The sequence below is a fragment of the Bacillus bruguierae genome, from assembly GCF_037104725.1.
GTDB classification, from domain to species: Bacteria; Bacillota; Bacilli; order Bacillales; family Bacillaceae_G; genus Bacillus_A; species Bacillus_A bruguierae.
The window spans coordinates 99,126-116,041 of record NZ_JBAWSX010000003.1; the positions used below are offsets into that span (position 1 = coordinate 99,126).

General features: G+C 41.6%; 18 protein-coding genes. 17 read left to right on the forward strand and 1 reads right to left on the reverse strand.

Annotated elements, in window-relative coordinates; translation table 11 throughout:
* Window positions 1-3 precede the first annotated feature (3 nt).
* The 6 genes from atpF to WAZ07_RS07190 all read left to right on the forward strand — a co-directional run bounded on the left by atpF (window position 4) and on the right by WAZ07_RS07190 (window position 5,669).
* Window positions 4-513 carry a F0F1 ATP synthase subunit B gene (gene atpF, locus WAZ07_RS07165; RefSeq protein WP_336471897.1) on the forward strand — a complete coding sequence of 170 codons (510 nt, stop codon included), beginning with the start codon at window positions 4-6 and terminating at the stop codon, window positions 511-513.
* The gene (locus WAZ07_RS07170; RefSeq protein WP_090917914.1) at window positions 510-1,052 is read left to right on the forward strand and encodes a F0F1 ATP synthase subunit delta; all 543 of its coding nucleotides are present in this window, start codon (window positions 510-512) and stop codon (window positions 1,050-1,052) included. Before atpF ends, WAZ07_RS07170 begins: the two co-directional genes overlap by 4 nt.
* An 11-nt stretch (window positions 1,053-1,063) precedes the next feature.
* Entirely contained in the window at window positions 1,064-2,572 is a 1,509-nt protein-coding gene (gene atpA, locus WAZ07_RS07175) for a F0F1 ATP synthase subunit alpha (protein ID WP_090917913.1), read from the forward strand.
* A 204-nt stretch (window positions 2,573-2,776) separates the two neighbouring features.
* Window positions 2,777-3,634, forward strand: a complete 858-nt coding sequence (gene atpG / locus WAZ07_RS07180) for an ATP synthase F1 subunit gamma (RefSeq protein WP_090917911.1) — start codon at window positions 2,777-2,779, stop codon at window positions 3,632-3,634.
* Between the two features lie 218 nt (window positions 3,635-3,852).
* On the forward strand, window positions 3,853-5,247 hold the full coding sequence (atpD, locus tag WAZ07_RS07185; RefSeq protein ID WP_336471898.1) for a F0F1 ATP synthase subunit beta: 1,395 nt from the start codon (window positions 3,853-3,855) through the stop codon (window positions 5,245-5,247).
* Between the two features lie 20 nt (window positions 5,248-5,267).
* The gene (locus tag WAZ07_RS07190; RefSeq protein WP_090917905.1) at window positions 5,268-5,669 is read left to right on the forward strand and encodes a F0F1 ATP synthase subunit epsilon; all 402 of its coding nucleotides are present in this window, start codon (window positions 5,268-5,270) and stop codon (window positions 5,667-5,669) included.
* 46 nt (window positions 5,670-5,715) lie between these two features.
* Here WAZ07_RS07190 and WAZ07_RS07195 read toward each other — a convergent pair whose 3' ends face one another.
* A complete protein-coding gene (locus tag WAZ07_RS07195) occupies window positions 5,716-6,159 on the reverse strand; it encodes a MarR family winged helix-turn-helix transcriptional regulator (protein ID WP_336472101.1) in 444 nt (147 codons plus the stop codon).
* 322 nt (window positions 6,160-6,481) lie between these two features.
* Here WAZ07_RS07195 and WAZ07_RS07200 point away from each other — a divergent pair, with 322 nt between their 5' ends.
* Genes WAZ07_RS07200 through nuoN form a run of 11 tightly spaced genes read left to right on the forward strand, consistent with a single transcriptional unit; the run spans window position 6,482 to window position 16,847 of the window.
* Complete coding sequence (locus WAZ07_RS07200) at window positions 6,482-6,850, forward strand: NADH-quinone oxidoreductase subunit A (protein WP_336471899.1); 369 nt, start codon at window positions 6,482-6,484, stop codon at window positions 6,848-6,850.
* Window positions 6,841-7,359 carry an NADH-quinone oxidoreductase subunit NuoB gene (gene nuoB, locus WAZ07_RS07205; RefSeq protein WP_020061447.1) on the forward strand — a complete coding sequence of 173 codons (519 nt, stop codon included), beginning with the start codon at window positions 6,841-6,843 and terminating at the stop codon, window positions 7,357-7,359. The genes WAZ07_RS07200 and nuoB overlap by 10 nt, the downstream gene beginning before the upstream one ends.
* A complete protein-coding gene (locus WAZ07_RS07210) occupies window positions 7,356-8,546 on the forward strand; it encodes an NADH-quinone oxidoreductase subunit C (RefSeq protein WP_336471900.1) in 1,191 nt (396 codons plus the stop codon). Before nuoB ends, WAZ07_RS07210 begins: the two co-directional genes overlap by 4 nt.
* Window positions 8,547-8,549: 3 nt before the next feature.
* Window positions 8,550-9,650 carry an NADH-quinone oxidoreductase subunit D gene (locus WAZ07_RS07215; RefSeq protein WP_336471901.1) on the forward strand — a complete coding sequence of 367 codons (1,101 nt, stop codon included), beginning with the start codon at window positions 8,550-8,552 and terminating at the stop codon, window positions 9,648-9,650.
* Window positions 9,650-10,651: an NADH-quinone oxidoreductase subunit NuoH gene (gene nuoH / locus WAZ07_RS07220; RefSeq protein ID WP_336472102.1), complete on the forward strand. Its 1,002-nt coding sequence runs from the start codon at window positions 9,650-9,652 to the stop codon at window positions 10,649-10,651. Before WAZ07_RS07215 ends, nuoH begins: the two co-directional genes overlap by 1 nt.
* Window positions 10,652-10,674: 23 nt before the next feature.
* On the forward strand, window positions 10,675-11,094 hold the full coding sequence (gene nuoI, locus WAZ07_RS07225; RefSeq protein WP_336471902.1) for an NADH-quinone oxidoreductase subunit NuoI: 420 nt from the start codon (window positions 10,675-10,677) through the stop codon (window positions 11,092-11,094).
* Window positions 11,091-11,615: an NADH-quinone oxidoreductase subunit J gene (locus WAZ07_RS07230; RefSeq protein WP_336471903.1), complete on the forward strand. Its 525-nt coding sequence runs from the start codon at window positions 11,091-11,093 to the stop codon at window positions 11,613-11,615. The genes nuoI and WAZ07_RS07230 overlap by 4 nt, the downstream gene beginning before the upstream one ends.
* Window positions 11,608-11,922: an NADH-quinone oxidoreductase subunit NuoK gene (gene nuoK, locus WAZ07_RS07235; protein WP_090917815.1), complete on the forward strand. Its 315-nt coding sequence runs from the start codon at window positions 11,608-11,610 to the stop codon at window positions 11,920-11,922. Before WAZ07_RS07230 ends, nuoK begins: the two co-directional genes overlap by 8 nt.
* 30 nt (window positions 11,923-11,952) lie before the next feature.
* Window positions 11,953-13,818 (forward strand): NADH-quinone oxidoreductase subunit L, encoded by a 1,866-nt coding sequence (gene nuoL, locus WAZ07_RS07240; protein ID WP_336471904.1) that lies wholly within the window; start codon window positions 11,953-11,955, stop codon window positions 13,816-13,818.
* On the forward strand, window positions 13,815-15,317 hold the full coding sequence (locus WAZ07_RS07245; protein WP_336471905.1) for an NADH-quinone oxidoreductase subunit M: 1,503 nt from the start codon (window positions 13,815-13,817) through the stop codon (window positions 15,315-15,317). Before nuoL ends, WAZ07_RS07245 begins: the two co-directional genes overlap by 4 nt.
* A gap of 9 nt (window positions 15,318-15,326) precedes the next feature.
* A complete protein-coding gene (gene nuoN, locus WAZ07_RS07250) occupies window positions 15,327-16,847 on the forward strand; it encodes an NADH-quinone oxidoreductase subunit NuoN (RefSeq protein ID WP_336472103.1) in 1,521 nt (506 codons plus the stop codon).
* Window positions 16,848-16,916 lie beyond the last annotated feature (69 nt).

Here is a 16,916-nt window from a genome sequence, read left to right on the forward strand (position 1 = left end):
CTTGTGCCAACTCTATTATTAGGAGCTGCTGCTGTCCCATACGGAACAGTACTTTATACAATTGTCGTTTTCCTAATTCTATTAGCATTACTTCGTAAATATGCATTTGGACCTTTAATGGGAATTATGAAGGAACGTGAAGATCATATTTCTAGCGAAATCGACGCTGCTGAAAAGAACAATGCAGAGACGAAAAAGTTAGTAGAAGAACAACGTGAAATGTTAAAACAATCACGTATTGAAGCGCAAGAATTAATCGAGAGAGCGAAAAAACAAGCAGAAGATCAAAAAGAAAGTATTATTGCTGCTGCCAAAGAGGAAGCGGTATCTATTAAAGAATCTGCTGTACAAGAAATTCAACGCGAAAAAGAGCAAGCAATTACTGCTCTTCAAGAACAGGTTGCTTCTTTATCTGTCCAAATTGCTTCTAAAGTTATGCAAAAAGAACTGAAAGAAGAAGACCAAGTTCAATTAATTCGCGATTATATTAAAGAGGTAGGAGAAGCGCGATGAGCAATGAGATTGTAGCTAAACGTTATGCTGTCGCTCTTTTTCAAATCGCAAAAGAAAAACACGTACTAGAAATGTTTGAGGAAGAACTGCGCCTTGTGCAAAGTGCTTTTGTAAGTAGTAAAGAACTACATACTTTTTTAGGACAACCAAACATTTCAGCAGAAAAGAAAAAACAATTTCTTTCTAGCGTGTTTTCTACTGTTTCTCAGCCAATTTTAAGCACGTTATATCTTTTAATCGATAATCATCGCGAAACATTAGTACCTGAAATTGTAGATGTGTATGTTGCACTTGCCAATGAAGAGCGTAACGTAGCTGATGCAACGGTTTACTCTACTCGTTCTTTATCAGAAGATGAGAAGCTTAGCATTGCAGAAGCATTTGCAAAGAAAACAGGAAAAGATGCAATTCGCGTTCAAAATGTTGTAGATGAAGATTTACTAGGCGGTATTAAAGTACGCATTGGAAACCGCATTTACGACGGCAGTTTACAAGGAAAGTTAGCACGTATTCAGCGTGAACTTATGAAGAATAGATAGGGGTGAAGCGCATGAGCATCAGAGCTGAAGAAATTAGCGCACTGATTAAGCAACAAATTGAAAACTATCAGTCTGAGATCGAAGTTAGCGATGTTGGTACAGTTATTCAAGTTGGTGACGGTATTGCACGTGCTCATGGTCTTGATAACGTTATGGCTGGTGAGCTTGTTGAGTTCGCTAACGGCGTTATGGGACTAGCACAAAACTTAGAGGAAAATAACGTAGGTATCATTATTTTAGGACCTTATACTGAAATTCGTGAAGGTGACGAAGTACGTCGTACAGGTCGCATCATGCAAGTGCCAGTAGGGGAAGAATTAATTGGTCGTGTTGTAAACCCACTAGGACAACCAGTAGACGGTTTAGGTCCAATTAACACAACAAAAACTCGTCCAATCGAAAGCCCAGCACCAGGTGTAATGGATCGTAAATCTGTTCATGAGCCACTTCAAACTGGTATTAAAGCGATTGACGCTCTTGTACCAATCGGCCGCGGACAACGTGAGTTAATCATCGGTGACCGCCAAACTGGTAAAACAGCTGTTGCACTTGATACAATCTTGAACCAAAAAGATCAAGATATGGTTTGTATCTATGTAGCAATCGGACAAAAAGAATCTACAGTTCGTAACGTAGTTGAAACATTACGTAAGCACGGTGCATTAGAGTACACAATCGTTGTAACTGCATCTGCTTCTCAACCTGCTCCATTATTATACTTAGCTGCATATGCTGGTGTAACAATGGGTGAGGAATTTATGTACAACGGCAAACACGTATTAGTTGTATATGATGACTTATCAAAACAAGCGGCTGCATACCGTGAATTGTCATTATTATTACGTCGTCCTCCAGGTCGTGAAGCGTATCCAGGGGATGTATTCTACTTACACTCCCGCTTACTAGAGCGTGCGGCGAAATTAAGTGATGCAAAAGGCGCTGGTTCTTTAACAGCATTACCTTTCATCGAAACACAAGCAGGGGACGTATCAGCTTACATCCCAACAAACGTAATCTCTATTACGGATGGACAGATCTTCTTACAATCTGATCTATTCTTCTCTGGTGTACGTCCAGCGATCGACGCAGGTACTTCTGTATCTCGTGTTGGTGGTGCGGCTCAGATTAAAGCGATGAGCAAAGTATCTGGTACACTTCGTCTTGACCTTGCATCTTATCGTGAATTAGAAGCGTTCGCTCAGTTCGGTTCTGACCTTGATAAAGCAACACAAGCGAAATTAAACCGCGGTGCACGTACAGTAGAAGTATTAAAACAAGGCTTACATAAGCCATTAAAAGTAGAGAAGCAAGTTATGATTCTTTACGCATTAACACGCGGATTCTTAGATGATATCCCAGTAGTAGATATCACTCGTTTCGAAGACGAGTTCCATGCTTGGTTAGATACAAATGCTGCTGAATTATTAACTGAAATTCGTACAACAACAAAACTTCCTGAAGACGAAAAAATGGCAACTGCTATTAACGGCTTCAAAAAAGTTTTCGTAGCATCTGAGTAATAAAAAGCGGAAGCGGCTCGTTAAGCCGCTCCACTTCTATATAAACAGGGCTCTTACATAGAGTGCTAACGGATATGAAGAGGAAAAGAGTAGGTGCACCTATTCTTTTCCTTCAATCATGAACAAGTATAACGATTAGGAAGATCGACAACATGGAGCTCTTTCTGATCATGCCAACTTCCGGAAAAAAGGTGGTGAAAACCTGTGGCATCTTTACGCGATATAAAAGCGAAAATTAACTCGACAAAGAAAACGAGCCAAATTACGAAAGCGATGGAGATGGTATCTGCATCGAAATTAAACCGTGCAGAACAAAATGCTAAATCTTTCGTTCCGTATATGGATAAGATTCAAGAAGTAGTAGCGAGCATAGCGCAAGGTAGCGGGGTAAATCACCCAATGCTAACAGCGCGTCCTGTGAAACGAACAGGATACATCGTTATTACATCGGATCGCGGACTAGCAGGTGGATATAACAGTAACGTTTTACGTGCAGTAAGCAACGTAGTGAAAGAGCGTCACAACATGGATGCAAACCAATACGCAATTATTGTACTTGGACGTCTAGGACGTGATTACTTAAAACGTCGTGGTTTTAATATCATTGATGAAGTAATTGGATTATCTGATCAACCAGTATTCGCTGATATTAAAGATATTGCTTCAAGAGCAATTTCGATGTTTACTGATGGTGCTTATGATGAATTGTATATTTACTACAATCATTATGTAAGTAAGATCTCACAAGAAGTAACGGAGAAGAAAATTTTACCGCTTACGGATGTGGCATCTGACAAAGCAACAACTTCATATGAATTTGAACCATCTGAAGAAGATATTTTAAAAGTATTATTGCCACAATACGCAGAGAGCTTAGTGTACGGTGCATTGCTAGACGGTAAAGCAAGTGAGCACGCAGCGCGTATGACAGCAATGAAAAGTGCTACAGACAACGCAATGGAAGTTATCGATACACTTACACTTTCCTTCAACCGCGCTCGTCAGGCAGCGATTACGCAAGAAATTACGGAAATCGTCGGCGGTGCAGCAGCGTTAGAATAAAAAAGCGGAAGCGGCTCGCTCAGAATGGGAGGGGGATGGAGCTTCAGACGTAGAGGCGTTCTTTGCCTCGCAGGAAGAAGCGAAGCCACCGACCATTCTAGCCACTGGAGCTGGATTGATAAAAAGCGGAATCGATAGTCTCGATGCAAAATATAAAAAATAAAACCGACTGTTCGCAGAAAAGCCGGTTAATTTAAAGAAAGCTAGGAGGGAACCCGATGAATAAAGGGCGCGTTACGCAAATCATGGGTCCGGTTGTAGACGTTAAGTTTGACGGCGGAAAGCTACCTGAAATCTACAATGCCCTTAGAATTAAAGAAGACACAATCGACTTAACTTTAGAAGTTGCGATTCATCTTGGTGATAATACAGTTCGTACAGTAGCAATGTCTTCTACTGATGGACTTGTTCGTGGTACAGAAGTAGAAGACACTGGTAAACCAATTTCTGTTCCAGTTGGTGATGCAACACTTGGTCGTGTATTTAACGTATTAGGTGATGCAATTGACTTAGGTGAAGAAGTAGCAGCGGATGTACGCCGTGATCCAATTCACCGCCAAGCACCTGCATTTGAAGAGCTATCTACAAAAGTAGAAATTCTTGAAACTGGTATTAAAGTAGTAGACTTATTAGCTCCTTATATTAAAGGTGGTAAAATCGGTCTATTCGGTGGTGCCGGCGTAGGTAAAACGGTATTAATCCAAGAATTAATTAACAACATCGCACAAGAGCACGGTGGTATCTCTGTATTCGCTGGTGTAGGTGAGCGTACTCGTGAAGGTAACGACTTATACCACGAAATGAGTGATTCCGGCGTAATCAAGAAAACAGCGATGGTATTCGGACAAATGAACGAGCCACCTGGAGCACGTCAACGTGTTGCGTTAACAGGTTTAACAATGGCTGAACATTTCCGTGATGAGCAAGGACAAGACGTACTTCTGTTCATCGATAATATCTTCCGTTTCACGCAAGCTGGTTCTGAAGTATCTGCCCTACTTGGTCGTATGCCATCTGCGGTAGGTTACCAACCAACACTTGCAACAGAAATGGGTCAATTACAAGAGCGTATTACATCAACAAATAAAGGGTCTATCACGTCTATCCAAGCGGTATATGTACCAGCCGATGACTACACTGACCCAGCACCAGCAACAACGTTCGCTCACTTGGATGCAACAACAAACTTAGAGCGTCGTTTAACACAAATGGGTATTTACCCAGCGGTAGATCCATTGGCATCTACATCTCGTGCACTATCTCCAGAAATCGTAGGAGAAGAGCATTATGCAGTTGCTCGTCAAATTCAGCAAACACTGCAACGTTACAAAGAGCTTCAAGATATCATCGCCATCTTAGGTATGGATGAGTTATCTGAAGAAGATAAATTAGTTGTACATCGCGCTCGTCGCGTTCAGTTCTTCTTATCACAGAACTTCCACGTAGCAGAACAGTTTACAGGTCAAAAAGGATCTTACGTACCTGTAAAAGAAACAGTTCGTGGATTTAAAGAAATTCTAGAAGGAAAACATGATGACCTTCCAGAAGACGCATTCCGTCTTGTTGGTGGTATTGAAGAAGTTGTTGAAAACGCGAAGAAAATGATGGCATAAGGCCTTAGGAGGGACGAATTATGAAGACATTTCCAGTCAGTATTGTAACTCCTGATGGACCGGTTTACGAAAACGAAGTTGAAATGGTAAGCGTAAGAGCAGAGAGCGGGGAAATGGGGATCTTAGCAGGTCACATTCCGACTGTTGCACCACTTAAAATTAGTGCAATTCGCTTAAAAAATGGTGGACATACAGATTACGTAGCAGTTAGCGGTGGCTTTATTGAAGTTCGCCCTGAGAAAGTAACAGTATTAGCACCATCTGCTGAAACAGCAAATCATATCGACGTTCATCGCGCAAACGAAGCGAAGCGCCGCGCTGAGCAACGTATGCAAGATAAACAAGCACATGTTGACTTCAAACGTGCAGAAATGGCACTTAAACGTGCGATTAACCGTTTGGATGTTTCAAATATGAAGTAAAGAAAAAAGCCGTAAAGGGATGAACCTTTGCGGCTTTTTATAATGTTTATTTTTGGATTTTCCTAAGTAAATCTAAAAACTGTTTTTTTTCCTCATGATTCAAATTGGAAAATTGTGATGCCTGAAAGTGTTCTTGATTCGGAACCACATCATGAAATAACTTTTTTCCTTCCTCAGTCAATGAAAGGTATTTTGTTTTCCATTCCTGCTCTCGTTTAATCAATCCTAACCTTTCCATTTTGCTTAACAGTTGTGTAATATTGCCTTTCGTAACAAAAAGCTTATTTGCTAATTCTTGTTGAGATAATTTTTCATGAGAACCGACTTGAACTAAGACGTCAAACTGGGCTACTGACAGATTCCATTTTTTTAAATGTTGATTCGATTGGCGAATACTCTGGTTGTATATTCGTGATAGACGGAACCATAACATTAAACCGAGACGTTCCTCTTGTTTAGATAATGAAGAATTGTTTATGTTTTCTTTCATCATGTCACCTAATTCTTTCTTATTTACATTGAATTTATGACTAAACTGATAGGATGTCAAGGTCTATAGTCGGTTACATACCGCCGTTTTAAGGTTTTAGATAAAATTGATTTATAACTAAACTGATAAAATGTCAATATTATGTCTAGTTTCCTTTGTAAGTTTTTGTTCCTTTTCTCCAATGTATCGACATAAGAATTTGAAATTTGATATAATATCTATAATTGCATTATTTAGAAAAATTAAAAAATAATAAATGATGCAAATGAATCATAATTTGTACTGAGTAAACTTGTTTTTATGAGGGGGAGAGGGTTTCACAATGGTAAATGTATATGAAAATAGTTATATGATTGTCGTCATTTTTTTGCTATTAGGTATATTGTTGCCGGTTGTAGCACTCACCTTGGGGAAATTGCTACGTCCACATAAACCAAGTGCAGCGAAGAAAACAACATATGAAAGTGGAATTGAGCCGTTTCATGATGCAAACGTCCGCTTCCATGCCCGCTATTATATTTTTGCATTGCTTTTTGTCATTTTTGATGTGGAAACTGTGTTTTTATATCCGTGGGCGGTAGCGTATGACAAACTAGGGTTATTTGCATTAGTGGAAATGCTCATTTTTGTTATTATGCTACTCATTGGTCTTGCATATGCTTGGAAAAAGAAGGTGTTACAATGGCTATAAATTTTGAAGATATTCATCCACAGGAACGTGCTGAGTTAGAAAGAAATATATTTTTTACGACGCTTGAGCAAGTAAAAGGTTGGGCACGCAGTAATTCATTGTGGCCGATGACATTTGGATTGGCATGCTGTGCAATTGAGATGATGGGAGTCGGTTCCTCGCATTATGACTTAGATCGATTTGGTTCGTTTTTCCGTACATCCCCGCGTCAATCGGATGTCATGATTGTATCTGGAACGGTAACGAAGAAAATGGCCCCAATTGTTCGTCGTTTATATGATCAAATGCCAGAGCCGAAGTGGGTCATTGCAATGGGGTCTTGTGCAACCGCGGGCGGACCGTATGTAAATTCGTATGCTGTTGTAAAAGGGGTAGATCAAATCGTACCGGTGGATGTGTACATTCCTGGTTGTCCGCCGAATCCAGCAGCTTTAATTTACGGTATTAATAAATTAAAAGAAAAAATTCGTTACGAAGCAAAGACAGGAAAGCAGGTGACGAATAAATGAGTAATCGAGATCAAAATATAGATGATATGAAAAAAGAATTAGCAAAACATGCAAAGGAAGAGGCAAAAAAGCGCCGCGCAGCACGTCAGGAAAATGAGGTTCATCATATAGAAGAAAAAGAGAAAGCGCTATCAAATGAGGGTGAAGTAGATATGGTGGAAGCAAAGCGCCGCGCAGCAGAGGAAGCGAAGGCAAAGGCGGCAGCGTTAGCGAAGCAGAAAGAAAAGGAGAAAGCAACCGAGCCGGAAGATGTGGAGAAAGAGAAAGCGATCGCAGTAGCGAAGGCAAAGGCAGCAGCGGCGGTCAAAGCAAAGGCGGCAGCGTTAGCGAAGCAGAAAGAAAAGGAGAAAGCAGCCGAGCTGGAAGATGTGGAGAAAGAGAAAGCGATCGCAGTAGCGAAGGCAAAGGCAGCAGCGGCGGCCAAAGCAAAGGCGGCAGCGTTAGCGAAGCAGAAAGAAAAGGAGAAAGCAGCCGAGCCGGAAGATGTGGAGAAAGAGAAAGCGATCGCAGTAGCGAAGGCAAAGGCAGCAGCAGCGGCCAAAGCAAAGGCGGCAGCGTTAGCGAAGCAGAAAGAAAAGGAGAAAGCAGCCGAGCCGGAAGATGTGGAGAAAGAGAAAGCGGTCGCAGCAGCGAAGGCCAAAGCAGCGGCAGCAAAGGCCCGCGCTGCTGGAGGAAAGAAAGAGGAAGAAGCGAAAGTAGACAAACCTTCGCAAAATCAGCCGTATTTAGATGTGTATGTTCAGGCAGTTACAGTGAAACTTGGCGAAGGTGTGCTAGAAGATTGCTATATTAATAGGTTGTCTAAAGATGTTCCAACGCTCGTTGTGAAATTAGCGCATTACTATGAAGTGATGGAGCTGTTAAAGAAAGATCCTGAATGTGCATTCAATTATATGTCAGAATTGCATGCAACAGATTTTGGGGCGCATATGGAAGTGTATGTGCATTTATTTTCTTACGGCAAGAAGCAATCTGTAGCGGTAAAAGTAAAACTTGACCGGGACGAGCCGAGAGTGCCTTCTATTGCATCGCTATGGAGCGGGGCAGATTGGCCGGAGCGCGAGGCGTATGATTTACTTGGTGTTATGTTTGAAGGGCATCCAAATTTAAAGAGGATTTTGATGCCAGATGATTGGATTGGTCATCCGCTGCGAAAAGATTATGAGCCGTTTGATGCGGGGGTGTAAAACATGATTCGTACAGAAGAAATGCTTTTAAATGTAGGGCCGCAGCATCCGAGTACGCACGGTGTGTTTCGGCTCGTCATTAAAATTGACGGGGAAATCATTAAAGAAGCTACGCCTGTAATTGGCTATTTGCACCGCGGCACAGAGAAAATTGCGGAAAGTTTGCAGTATACGCAAATTATTCCGTACACAGACCGAATGGATTATTTAGCAGCGATGACCAATAACTATGTCATCTGTCACGCAGTTGAGACGATGATGGCGCTTGAAATACCAGAGCGTGCTGAATATTTGCGCGTACTTGCAATGGAGCTTGGTCGCGTGGCGAGTCACCTCGTTTGGTGGGGGACCAATTTGCTTGATATTGGAGCAGTCAGTCCATTTCTATATGCATTTCGCGAACGCGAGATGATTATTAACCTACTGAATGAATTATGCGGAGCGCGTTTAACATTTAATTATATGCGTGTTGGTGGGGTGAAGTGGGATGCGCCGGACGACTGGATTGAAAAAGTGCGTGAGTTTGTTCCATATATGAGAGAGCAGTTAAAGGGATATCACGACCTTGTGAGCGGCAATGAAATTTTCTTAAACCGTGTGAAGGGAGTCGGTATTTACTCGGCAGAGGATGCCCTGCAATATTCGTTAAGCGGAGCAAACCTGCGCTGCACAGGCGTGAAATGGGATCTTCGCAAAGATGAGCCGTACTCTATTTATGACCGTTTTGATTTTGACGTTCCGATTGGTAAAGTGGGCGATGCTTGGGACCGTTATATTTGCCGAATGGAGGAAATTGAAGAGTCACTGAAAATTATTGAACAAGCGGTAGAGCAGTTTCCGAAAGAAGGAGCCATTTTAGCGAAGGTGCCAAAGATTATTAAACCACCAAAAGGTGAAGCATTCGTGCGAATTGAGTCACCGCGCGGCGAGATTGGCTGTTACATTGCAAGTGATGGAAAGAAAGAGCCGTATCGCTTAAAGTTTCGCCGCCCATCTTTTTATAATCTGCAAATTTTACCGCATATCTTGAAAGGTGAAAATATCGCAAACTTAATTACCATTTTAGGTGGCATTGATATTGTACTTGGGGAGGTTGATGGGTGATGATACAAAACCTCTTAGAGTCACCCGCAAGCTGGACGAATTTTCTTATCTTTTTCGGATTGGCAACGTTGTTGTTGTTTGTTGTTCTTGGCTTTGTTACATATGGGATTTTAGCAGAACGAAAAGTAATGGGATTTATGCAAGGGCGTATAGGACCGAACCAAGTGGGCGGCCGTTTTGGACTCTTGCAAACAGTAGCAGACGTGCTAAAACTTTTGCTAAAAGAAGATACGATTCCGAAATTAGCCGATAAACCGCTCTTCATATTAGCACCGGTCATTGCGTTTGCGCCGGCATTTATGGTACTCGCAGTTATTCCGTTTACAGATAAGTTGCAGTTTGCCGATATCGGCGTTGGCTTACTGTATTACATTGCAGTCTCGGGTATTACAACAATTGGTGTTGTAACGGGAGGCTGGGCGTCCAACAATAAATATTCGTTACTCGGCGGAATGCGAGCTGCAGCACAAATGATTTCCTATGAAATTCCACTTGTGATGAGCGTAATTGGGGTCATCCTTCTAACGGGTAGCTTGAATTTAAATGATATTGTAAAAGCGCAAGAAGGGGTTTGGTACATTTTCGTGCAGCCAATTGGTTTTATTGTCTTTTTAATCGCAGCTGTTGCTGAATTGAACCGAACGCCGTTTGATTTACCGGAAGCCGAATCGGAGCTCGTCTCTGGATATCATACGGAGTATTCGGGATTTCGCTGGGCGTTCTTTATGCTTTCGGAGTATGTGTATTTCTTTGGAATGGCATCGCTTATGACGGTACTATTTTTAGGAGGTTGGCAGCCAATTTCGTTTCTAGCGTTTATTCCAGGAGCTGTTTGGTTTGCGCTCAAATTTAGCGCGGTTGTCTTTCTATTAATTTGGTTCCGCGTGACGTTCCCGCGTATACGAGGCGATCAATTAATGGAGTTTGGCTGGAAAGTATTATTGCCGGTAGCACTTGCAAATATTTTTTTAGCGGCATTGATAAAAGAGTTGTTCTTCTAATCTAAAAGGGGGGCAGGAGTACAATGAAGGGATTACTTAAAGGTTTAAAGTATACACTTAGCAATTTAAGTAAGAAAAAAGTAACGTACGACTATCCAAATCAACCACTACCACTCCCAGATCGCTTTCGCGGTATTCAAAAGTTTTATCCAGAAAAATGTATCGTTTGCAATCAATGCGCAAATATTTGTCCAACAGACTGCATTCAACTAACAGGGAAAAAACATCCAGATCCAGAGAAGAAAGGGAAAATCATTGATACGTATGATATTAACTTTGAAATTTGTATTCTTTGCGATCTTTGTACGGAAGTTTGCCCGACAGAAGCGATTGTGATGACAAATAACTTTGAGCTAGCCGAATATTCGCGTGATGATTTATTCAAAAACTTACAGTGGCTTGATGAAAATAATCAACATGTGAGAAAGGAGAATAAAGCATGAGCGGCGAGTTAGTAGCATTTTTGGCATTAGCCCTGCTTGCGATTATGGGCGGTGTACTTATGCTGAACTTAACGAAAGTGATGCATATGATGCTCGCTCTAGTGTTTACCTTCCTTAGTATTGCTGGGCTTTATTTTATGTTATCAGCAGAATTTGTTGGGGTTGCCCAAATTTTGATTTATTCCGGTGCGATTACGATTATTATGATTTTTGGCATTATGTTAACGAAACATAATGATGAAGAAGAAGCACGTTTCGGCTTTCGTAAATTGATTGTTTTTCTTGCTGTTGTAATCTTTGGTGCGGTGATGTATTTTGCGGTGAATAATGTGGACTTTGAAAATGGACGTGTTCAAGATGGTATCGTACTTCATGAACAAAATACACGTCATATCGGTGAATTGTTGTATTCGAAGTATATAATACCGTTTGAGTTAACATCTGTTGTATTACTTGTTGCTCTTGTTGGTGCAATTGTACTTGCGAAGAAGGATGAGAAAAAGGAGGATTCGCATGAATAGTATTCCAGCTTCTGCATACTTGACGCTTGCGATTATATTGTTTTGCATCGGCTTATTTGGAGCGTTAACGAAGCGTAATACAGTAATTGTATTAATTTGTATTGAACTTATGTTAAATGCGGCGAACTTAAATTTAGTTGCCTTTAGTAAATTAGGAATGTTTCCAAATTTAAAGGGACAAATTTTTTCATTGTTCACAATGTCCGTCGCTGCGGCAGAAGCAGCGGTGGGTTTGGCAATTTTAATTGCTCTATATAGAAACCGCGAAACGGTCAATACAGATGAAATGGATTCGTTAAAGCATTAAGATGATGATCGAAAAAGGGGGGAGGAATTCATGATGGATTATGCATGGCTAATACCGCTTTTCCCGCTTGTGTCTTTCGTTTTACTCGTGATGTTTGGCAAGAAGTTAAAAGAAGGAAGCAGCTGGCTCGGCATCTTGCTCACCTTTCTTTCATTTGTGGGTGCGGTACTTGTATTAATAGAACGGCTATCATCAGAAACGGTAAAGCAGCAATGGACTTGGCTCCAAATTGGGGATGTGAATATTTCTTTTGGCTTTGAAGTAAATGCATTAAATGCATTAATGCTCTTTATTGTCACACTTGTGAGTTTGCTCGTTCATATGTATTCGAAAGGGTATATGCATGGCGATGAAAGACTCCATATTTTTTATGCATACTTAGGGCTGTTTACATTTGCGATGCTTGGACTTGTCATCTCTACTAACTTATTACAGCTTTATATATTCTGGGAGTTAGTAGGGCTCGGCTCCTTTTTATTAATTGGGTTTTATTTCTTTAAAGAAGAGGCAAAGGCAGCTGCAAAAAAAGCGTTTATTATGACGCGTATCGGGGATGTCGGCTTGTTTATTGGAATGATTCTATTATTCTGGCAAGTTGGCAGCTTTGATTATGAGGTAATCTTTCAGGCCGTACAAACTGGAGAGATTTCGGGGACGATGATTACATTAACGGCGATTTTAATCTTTGTCGGTGCAATTGGGAAATCAGGTCAGTTTCCGCTGCATACGTGGCTTCCAGATGCGATGGAAGGCCCAACACCAGTATCGGCGCTAATCCACGCAGCGACGATGGTTGCTGCTGGGGTATATTTAGTTGCTACTATGTTCCCGCTTTTCGCAGCGAGCGAAGCAGCGATGCAAACTGTTGCAGTTATTGGCGGTATTACGGCAATCTTTGCAGCATCTATTGGTATCGTGCAAACAGACATTAAGCGTGTATTAGCCTACTCCACGGTGAGTCAGCTTGGTTATATGATGCTTGCGCTCGGTTCTGCTGGGTACGTGGCGGGGGTTTTTCATTTAACGACGCACGCTTTCTTCAAGGCATTATTATTCTTAGCTGCCGGAAGCGTCATTCATGCGGTGCATACGCAAAACATCGAGGAAATGGGCGGTCTGTTTAAGAAGATGAAAGTGACCGGCTTATTGTTTTTAATTGGTACGTTTGCGATTAGCGGCGTTCCGTTATTTTCTGGATTTTTTAGTAAGGATGAAATCTTAGCGGTGACGTGGGAACGCGGCAATTACGGTTTATTTGTCCTTGCGGTAATCGCAGCTTTCTTCACTGCTTTCTATATGTTCCGCTTGTACTTCCTTGTCTTCACGGGAGAGGCGCGCGGGGAGCAGAAACATGTGCGTGAGTCTCCAAAGATAATGACAGTGCCAATGATGGTTCTTGGCGTCCTAGCGATTGTGGCTGGTTATGTGAATACACCTTGGTTCGGAACTTTTCTTGGGGATTGGCTTACAAAAGACGCGGCGTTTCAAGTGAGAGAGGTTCATGGCCCGGCCTGGATTATGATCGTGGCAACGCTCGTTTCAGTGGCTGGGATTGGTTTAGCATATTTGATATATGGAAAACGTACCATTTCACATGATTGGCTTGGCGGGAAGAATACTGCCATGTATAGCTTGCTCCAGGAGAAATATTATATTGATGAATTGTATAGCAAAACGGTGCTTCCGCTCGTTAAAGGAATTGCATATGTTCTATATTTCTTTGAAACGTATATTGTGGAAGGAACCATGCAGTTTATTAGCGGCATCGTAAAAGGTGTAAGTACGATTGGCTCGAAACTACAAAACGGACAAGTGCAAATGTACGGCACAGTTACAGCGGTTTGCTTAGCTGCACTCGTAATGATTCTGTTATTGACAGGGGGGTATGGACAATGAGTTCCTTTCTATTATCTTTCTTCATTTTCTCCCCGCTGCTTTGTATCATACTGCTGGCATTTGTACCGAAGAAAGAGGAAAGCGCAGCGAAGATTGTTGGTTTGCTTGGAACATTACTTCCGCTTGGGTCCGCGCTCTTTATCGCAAGTACATACGCATCGGGAAAAAGTTTAACGATGTTTGCAGAAAAGGTAAAGTGGATTCAATTTGGAAACTTTCCAAGTGTAGAGAAAGAACTGTTTACCATTTATTACGAACTTGGCATTGATGGCTTCTCACTCGTTATGATGTTTCTTACGGCATTATTGGCGACATTGGCAGCTATTACAGCCTTTTCCGTTACAAAGCACGTAAAAGGTTTCTATATGTTACTGCTTATGCTTGAAATCGGTATGCTTGGCGTCTTCGCCGCAGAAAACTTGCTACTGTTCTTCATGTTCTTTGAAATTACACTGCCAGCTATGTTTTTACTTGTTGGGAAATGGGGCAAATTTAGCAGTGAAAAAGCGGCGTACAGCTATTTAATTTATAACGGCATCGGTTCAGCGATTTTACTTATTGCTTTTTCCATTTTATTTGCAAGAGCAGGTACAACGAATATTGCAGAGCTGCAAGTCGTTTTAGCAGGAAAAGAAATGACGACGGTTGGTGAACTGTCTAACTCCTTGCAGCTTGGTTTATTTCTAGCGATTATGATTGCGTTCATGATTAAACTTCCAGTCTTTCCGCTGCACCGCTGGATGGTGAATGTCCACGTGGAGGCGCACCCAGCGGTAGTCATGCTGCATGCAGGTGTTCTCTTAAAGATTGGAGCATACGGAATTGTGCGTTTTGGAATGGGACTTTTCCCGGAGCAGTTTGAAAAATTCGCGGTGTTCTTAGGAGTTTTAGGAGTTATCAACTTGCTGTACGGGGCACTCTTAGCACTTGTTCAAACCGATTTCCGAAAGGTGCTCGCATATTCAAGTATTTCGCATATGGGAATTGTATTAATCGGTTTAGCTGCGCTGAACACGGCGGGAATGAAGGGGGCATTGTTCCAAGTCGTTTCCCACGGTTTAATTGCGGCGCTGTTGTTTTTCCTGCTTGGTATAATCGAGCAGCGCTTTCATACTTCTGATATTACAAAACTTGGCGGCTTAGCGAAGCAAGTGCCGGTGCTTAGCGGATTCTTGTTAGCGGGAAGTATGGCTTCGCTCGGACTTCCTGGAATGTCCGGCTTTGTGAGTGAATTTCTCGCATTTCTTGGCTTGTTTCAGGAGCACCGGGTATTAGCGGCAATCGGAGTAATCGGGATTATTTTAACAGCAGTGTACGTACTCCGGGCAGCTATGCAAGTTATATTTGGAAAAAGCGAATGCGAAGCGAAGGGCGATATACACGGGTGGGAATATATTCCGGTGGTGATCTTGCTGGCATGTATTCTCATCATTGGTATTCTGCCAGATGTACTAGGTGAACCGCTTCGTGACACATTACAATCGTTAGGAGGTAGGTAGAAGATGGATATGAAAACATTACTAGACTTATCATGGCATCTAATGACGCCGGAATTCATCCTGCTTGGCGGGGCTATTCTTCTATCACTTCTTGATTTGTTTGCAAAACAAACGTTTGAGCGCCGGAATTTATCGTACGGGGCAATTGGTGTGGTCATACTCGCACTTGTGGCGCTTGTTACATTATACGGTGCACCGGCTGGAGAGATTTTAGATGGATCTTTTGTATTAGACGGATTTTCAAAAGCATTTAAAACGCTCTTATTGCTCGGCGGCATTCTTGTATTACTTCTTGCGGTAGAAGATGATGATAAGCAGCCGATTGAAGACCTGGGAGAGTATTATTACTTATTTTTAACAGCACTTCTTGGTGCGATGTTTATGGCATCTAGCAGTGATCTTATTACACTGTTTATCGGTCTTGAATTATTGTCGTTGCCTTCGTACATTTTAGTCGGTATTCGTAAGAAGAATAAAGCTTCGAATGAAGCGGCAATGAAGTATGTAATAAATGGTGGTATTTCTACGGCAATTACGTTGTTTGGAATGAGTTATTTGTACGGACTGACAGGTTCAACAAATATTTTAGATATGCAGCGTTTATTTATGCAAGGTGTGAGCGGCGATATACAACTGTTGTTGTCACTTGCGTTTATCCTGCTTTTTATCGGTTTGTCTTTTAAAATTGCAACTGTCCCATTTCATATGTGGGCACCTGATGTGTATGAAGGAGCAGTAACGCCTGTTACGGCATTGTTAGGAACCGTATCGAAAATTGCTGGATTTGTAATGATTGTTCGCATTTTTTTAGTCATTTTCGCAGCTATTCCTGTGCAAAATGGGGCAGCATCACTATTTAGCAATATGAGCATCTATATTGCGGTTCTTGCAAGTGTAACGATGATTGTTGGGAATAGCGTTGCTTTAAAACAGCATAGTATAAAACGGATGCTTGCATATTCAGGAGTGGCACATGCTGGTTATTTACTCGTACCGCTTGTTGCGATGTCGCCATTTCTTATGGATAGTATGTGGTTTTATATGTTTGCCTATGTACTGATGAATATCGGAGCATTTGCAATTATCCACGGAATAATTTTACGAACGGGGCAAGAAAATATATCTGCTTTTGCTGGTTTATATAAACGATCACCGTTTGCTGCAATCATGATGACAATTTTTATTTTGTCACTTGCTGGTATTCCTGGGACAGCTGGATTTATCGGGAAAATTAACATCTTTTTAGGGGCCTTTATCGTTCAGCCAGCTCATTACGTGCTAGCATCGATAATGATGGGAACAACGGTTATCTCATTCATCTACTATTTTCGCATCTTGCAGCAAATGTTTTTTCGCCGGGCAGAAAGTGAGGAGCGTATCGTTCTTCCGGTTAACTTGAAAATCGTTGTAAGCCTTTGCGCAATTGCAACAGTTGTGCTCGGGATATTACCAGCCAGCGGTTACAATTTCTTTTATAATTATTTTCCGCTTATGAAAGATTTCTTCTTTCTTGGGAATATGGTACAATAGTACAAATTGAAAGTGTAGAGCATAAACTCTGCACTTTTTATTTTGGTAAATTTTCTTTTACTACATAAG

Excerpts from the sequence above, each read along its gene's own strand:
- WAZ07_RS07170 (WP_090917914.1), top strand. The coding sequence starts at position 510 with ATGAGCAATGAGATTGTAGCTAAACGTTATGCTGTCGCTCTTTTTCAA.
- atpA (WP_090917913.1), top strand. The coding sequence starts at position 1,064 with ATGAGCATCAGAGCTGAAGAAATTAGCGCACTGATTAAGCAACAAATT.
- atpD (WP_336471898.1), top strand. The coding sequence starts at position 3,853 with ATGAATAAAGGGCGCGTTACGCAAATCATGGGTCCGGTTGTAGACGTT.
- WAZ07_RS07190 (WP_090917905.1), top strand. The coding sequence starts at position 5,268 with ATGAAGACATTTCCAGTCAGTATTGTAACTCCTGATGGACCGGTTTAC.
- WAZ07_RS07195 (WP_336472101.1), bottom strand. The coding sequence starts at position 6,159 with ATGAAAGAAAACATAAACAATTCTTCATTATCTAAACAAGAGGAACGT.
- WAZ07_RS07200 (WP_336471899.1), top strand. The coding sequence starts at position 6,482 with ATGGTAAATGTATATGAAAATAGTTATATGATTGTCGTCATTTTTTTG.
- nuoB (WP_020061447.1), top strand. The coding sequence starts at position 6,841 with ATGGCTATAAATTTTGAAGATATTCATCCACAGGAACGTGCTGAGTTA.
- WAZ07_RS07210 (WP_336471900.1), top strand. The coding sequence starts at position 7,356 with ATGAGTAATCGAGATCAAAATATAGATGATATGAAAAAAGAATTAGCA.
- WAZ07_RS07215 (WP_336471901.1), top strand. The coding sequence starts at position 8,550 with ATGATTCGTACAGAAGAAATGCTTTTAAATGTAGGGCCGCAGCATCCG.
- nuoH (WP_336472102.1), top strand. The coding sequence starts at position 9,650 with ATGATACAAAACCTCTTAGAGTCACCCGCAAGCTGGACGAATTTTCTT.
- nuoI (WP_336471902.1), top strand. The coding sequence starts at position 10,675 with ATGAAGGGATTACTTAAAGGTTTAAAGTATACACTTAGCAATTTAAGT.
- WAZ07_RS07230 (WP_336471903.1), top strand. The coding sequence starts at position 11,091 with ATGAGCGGCGAGTTAGTAGCATTTTTGGCATTAGCCCTGCTTGCGATT.
- nuoK (WP_090917815.1), top strand. The coding sequence starts at position 11,608 with ATGAATAGTATTCCAGCTTCTGCATACTTGACGCTTGCGATTATATTG.
- nuoL (WP_336471904.1), top strand. The coding sequence starts at position 11,953 with ATGATGGATTATGCATGGCTAATACCGCTTTTCCCGCTTGTGTCTTTC.
- WAZ07_RS07245 (WP_336471905.1), top strand. The coding sequence starts at position 13,815 with ATGAGTTCCTTTCTATTATCTTTCTTCATTTTCTCCCCGCTGCTTTGT.
- nuoN (WP_336472103.1), top strand. The coding sequence starts at position 15,327 with ATGAAAACATTACTAGACTTATCATGGCATCTAATGACGCCGGAATTC.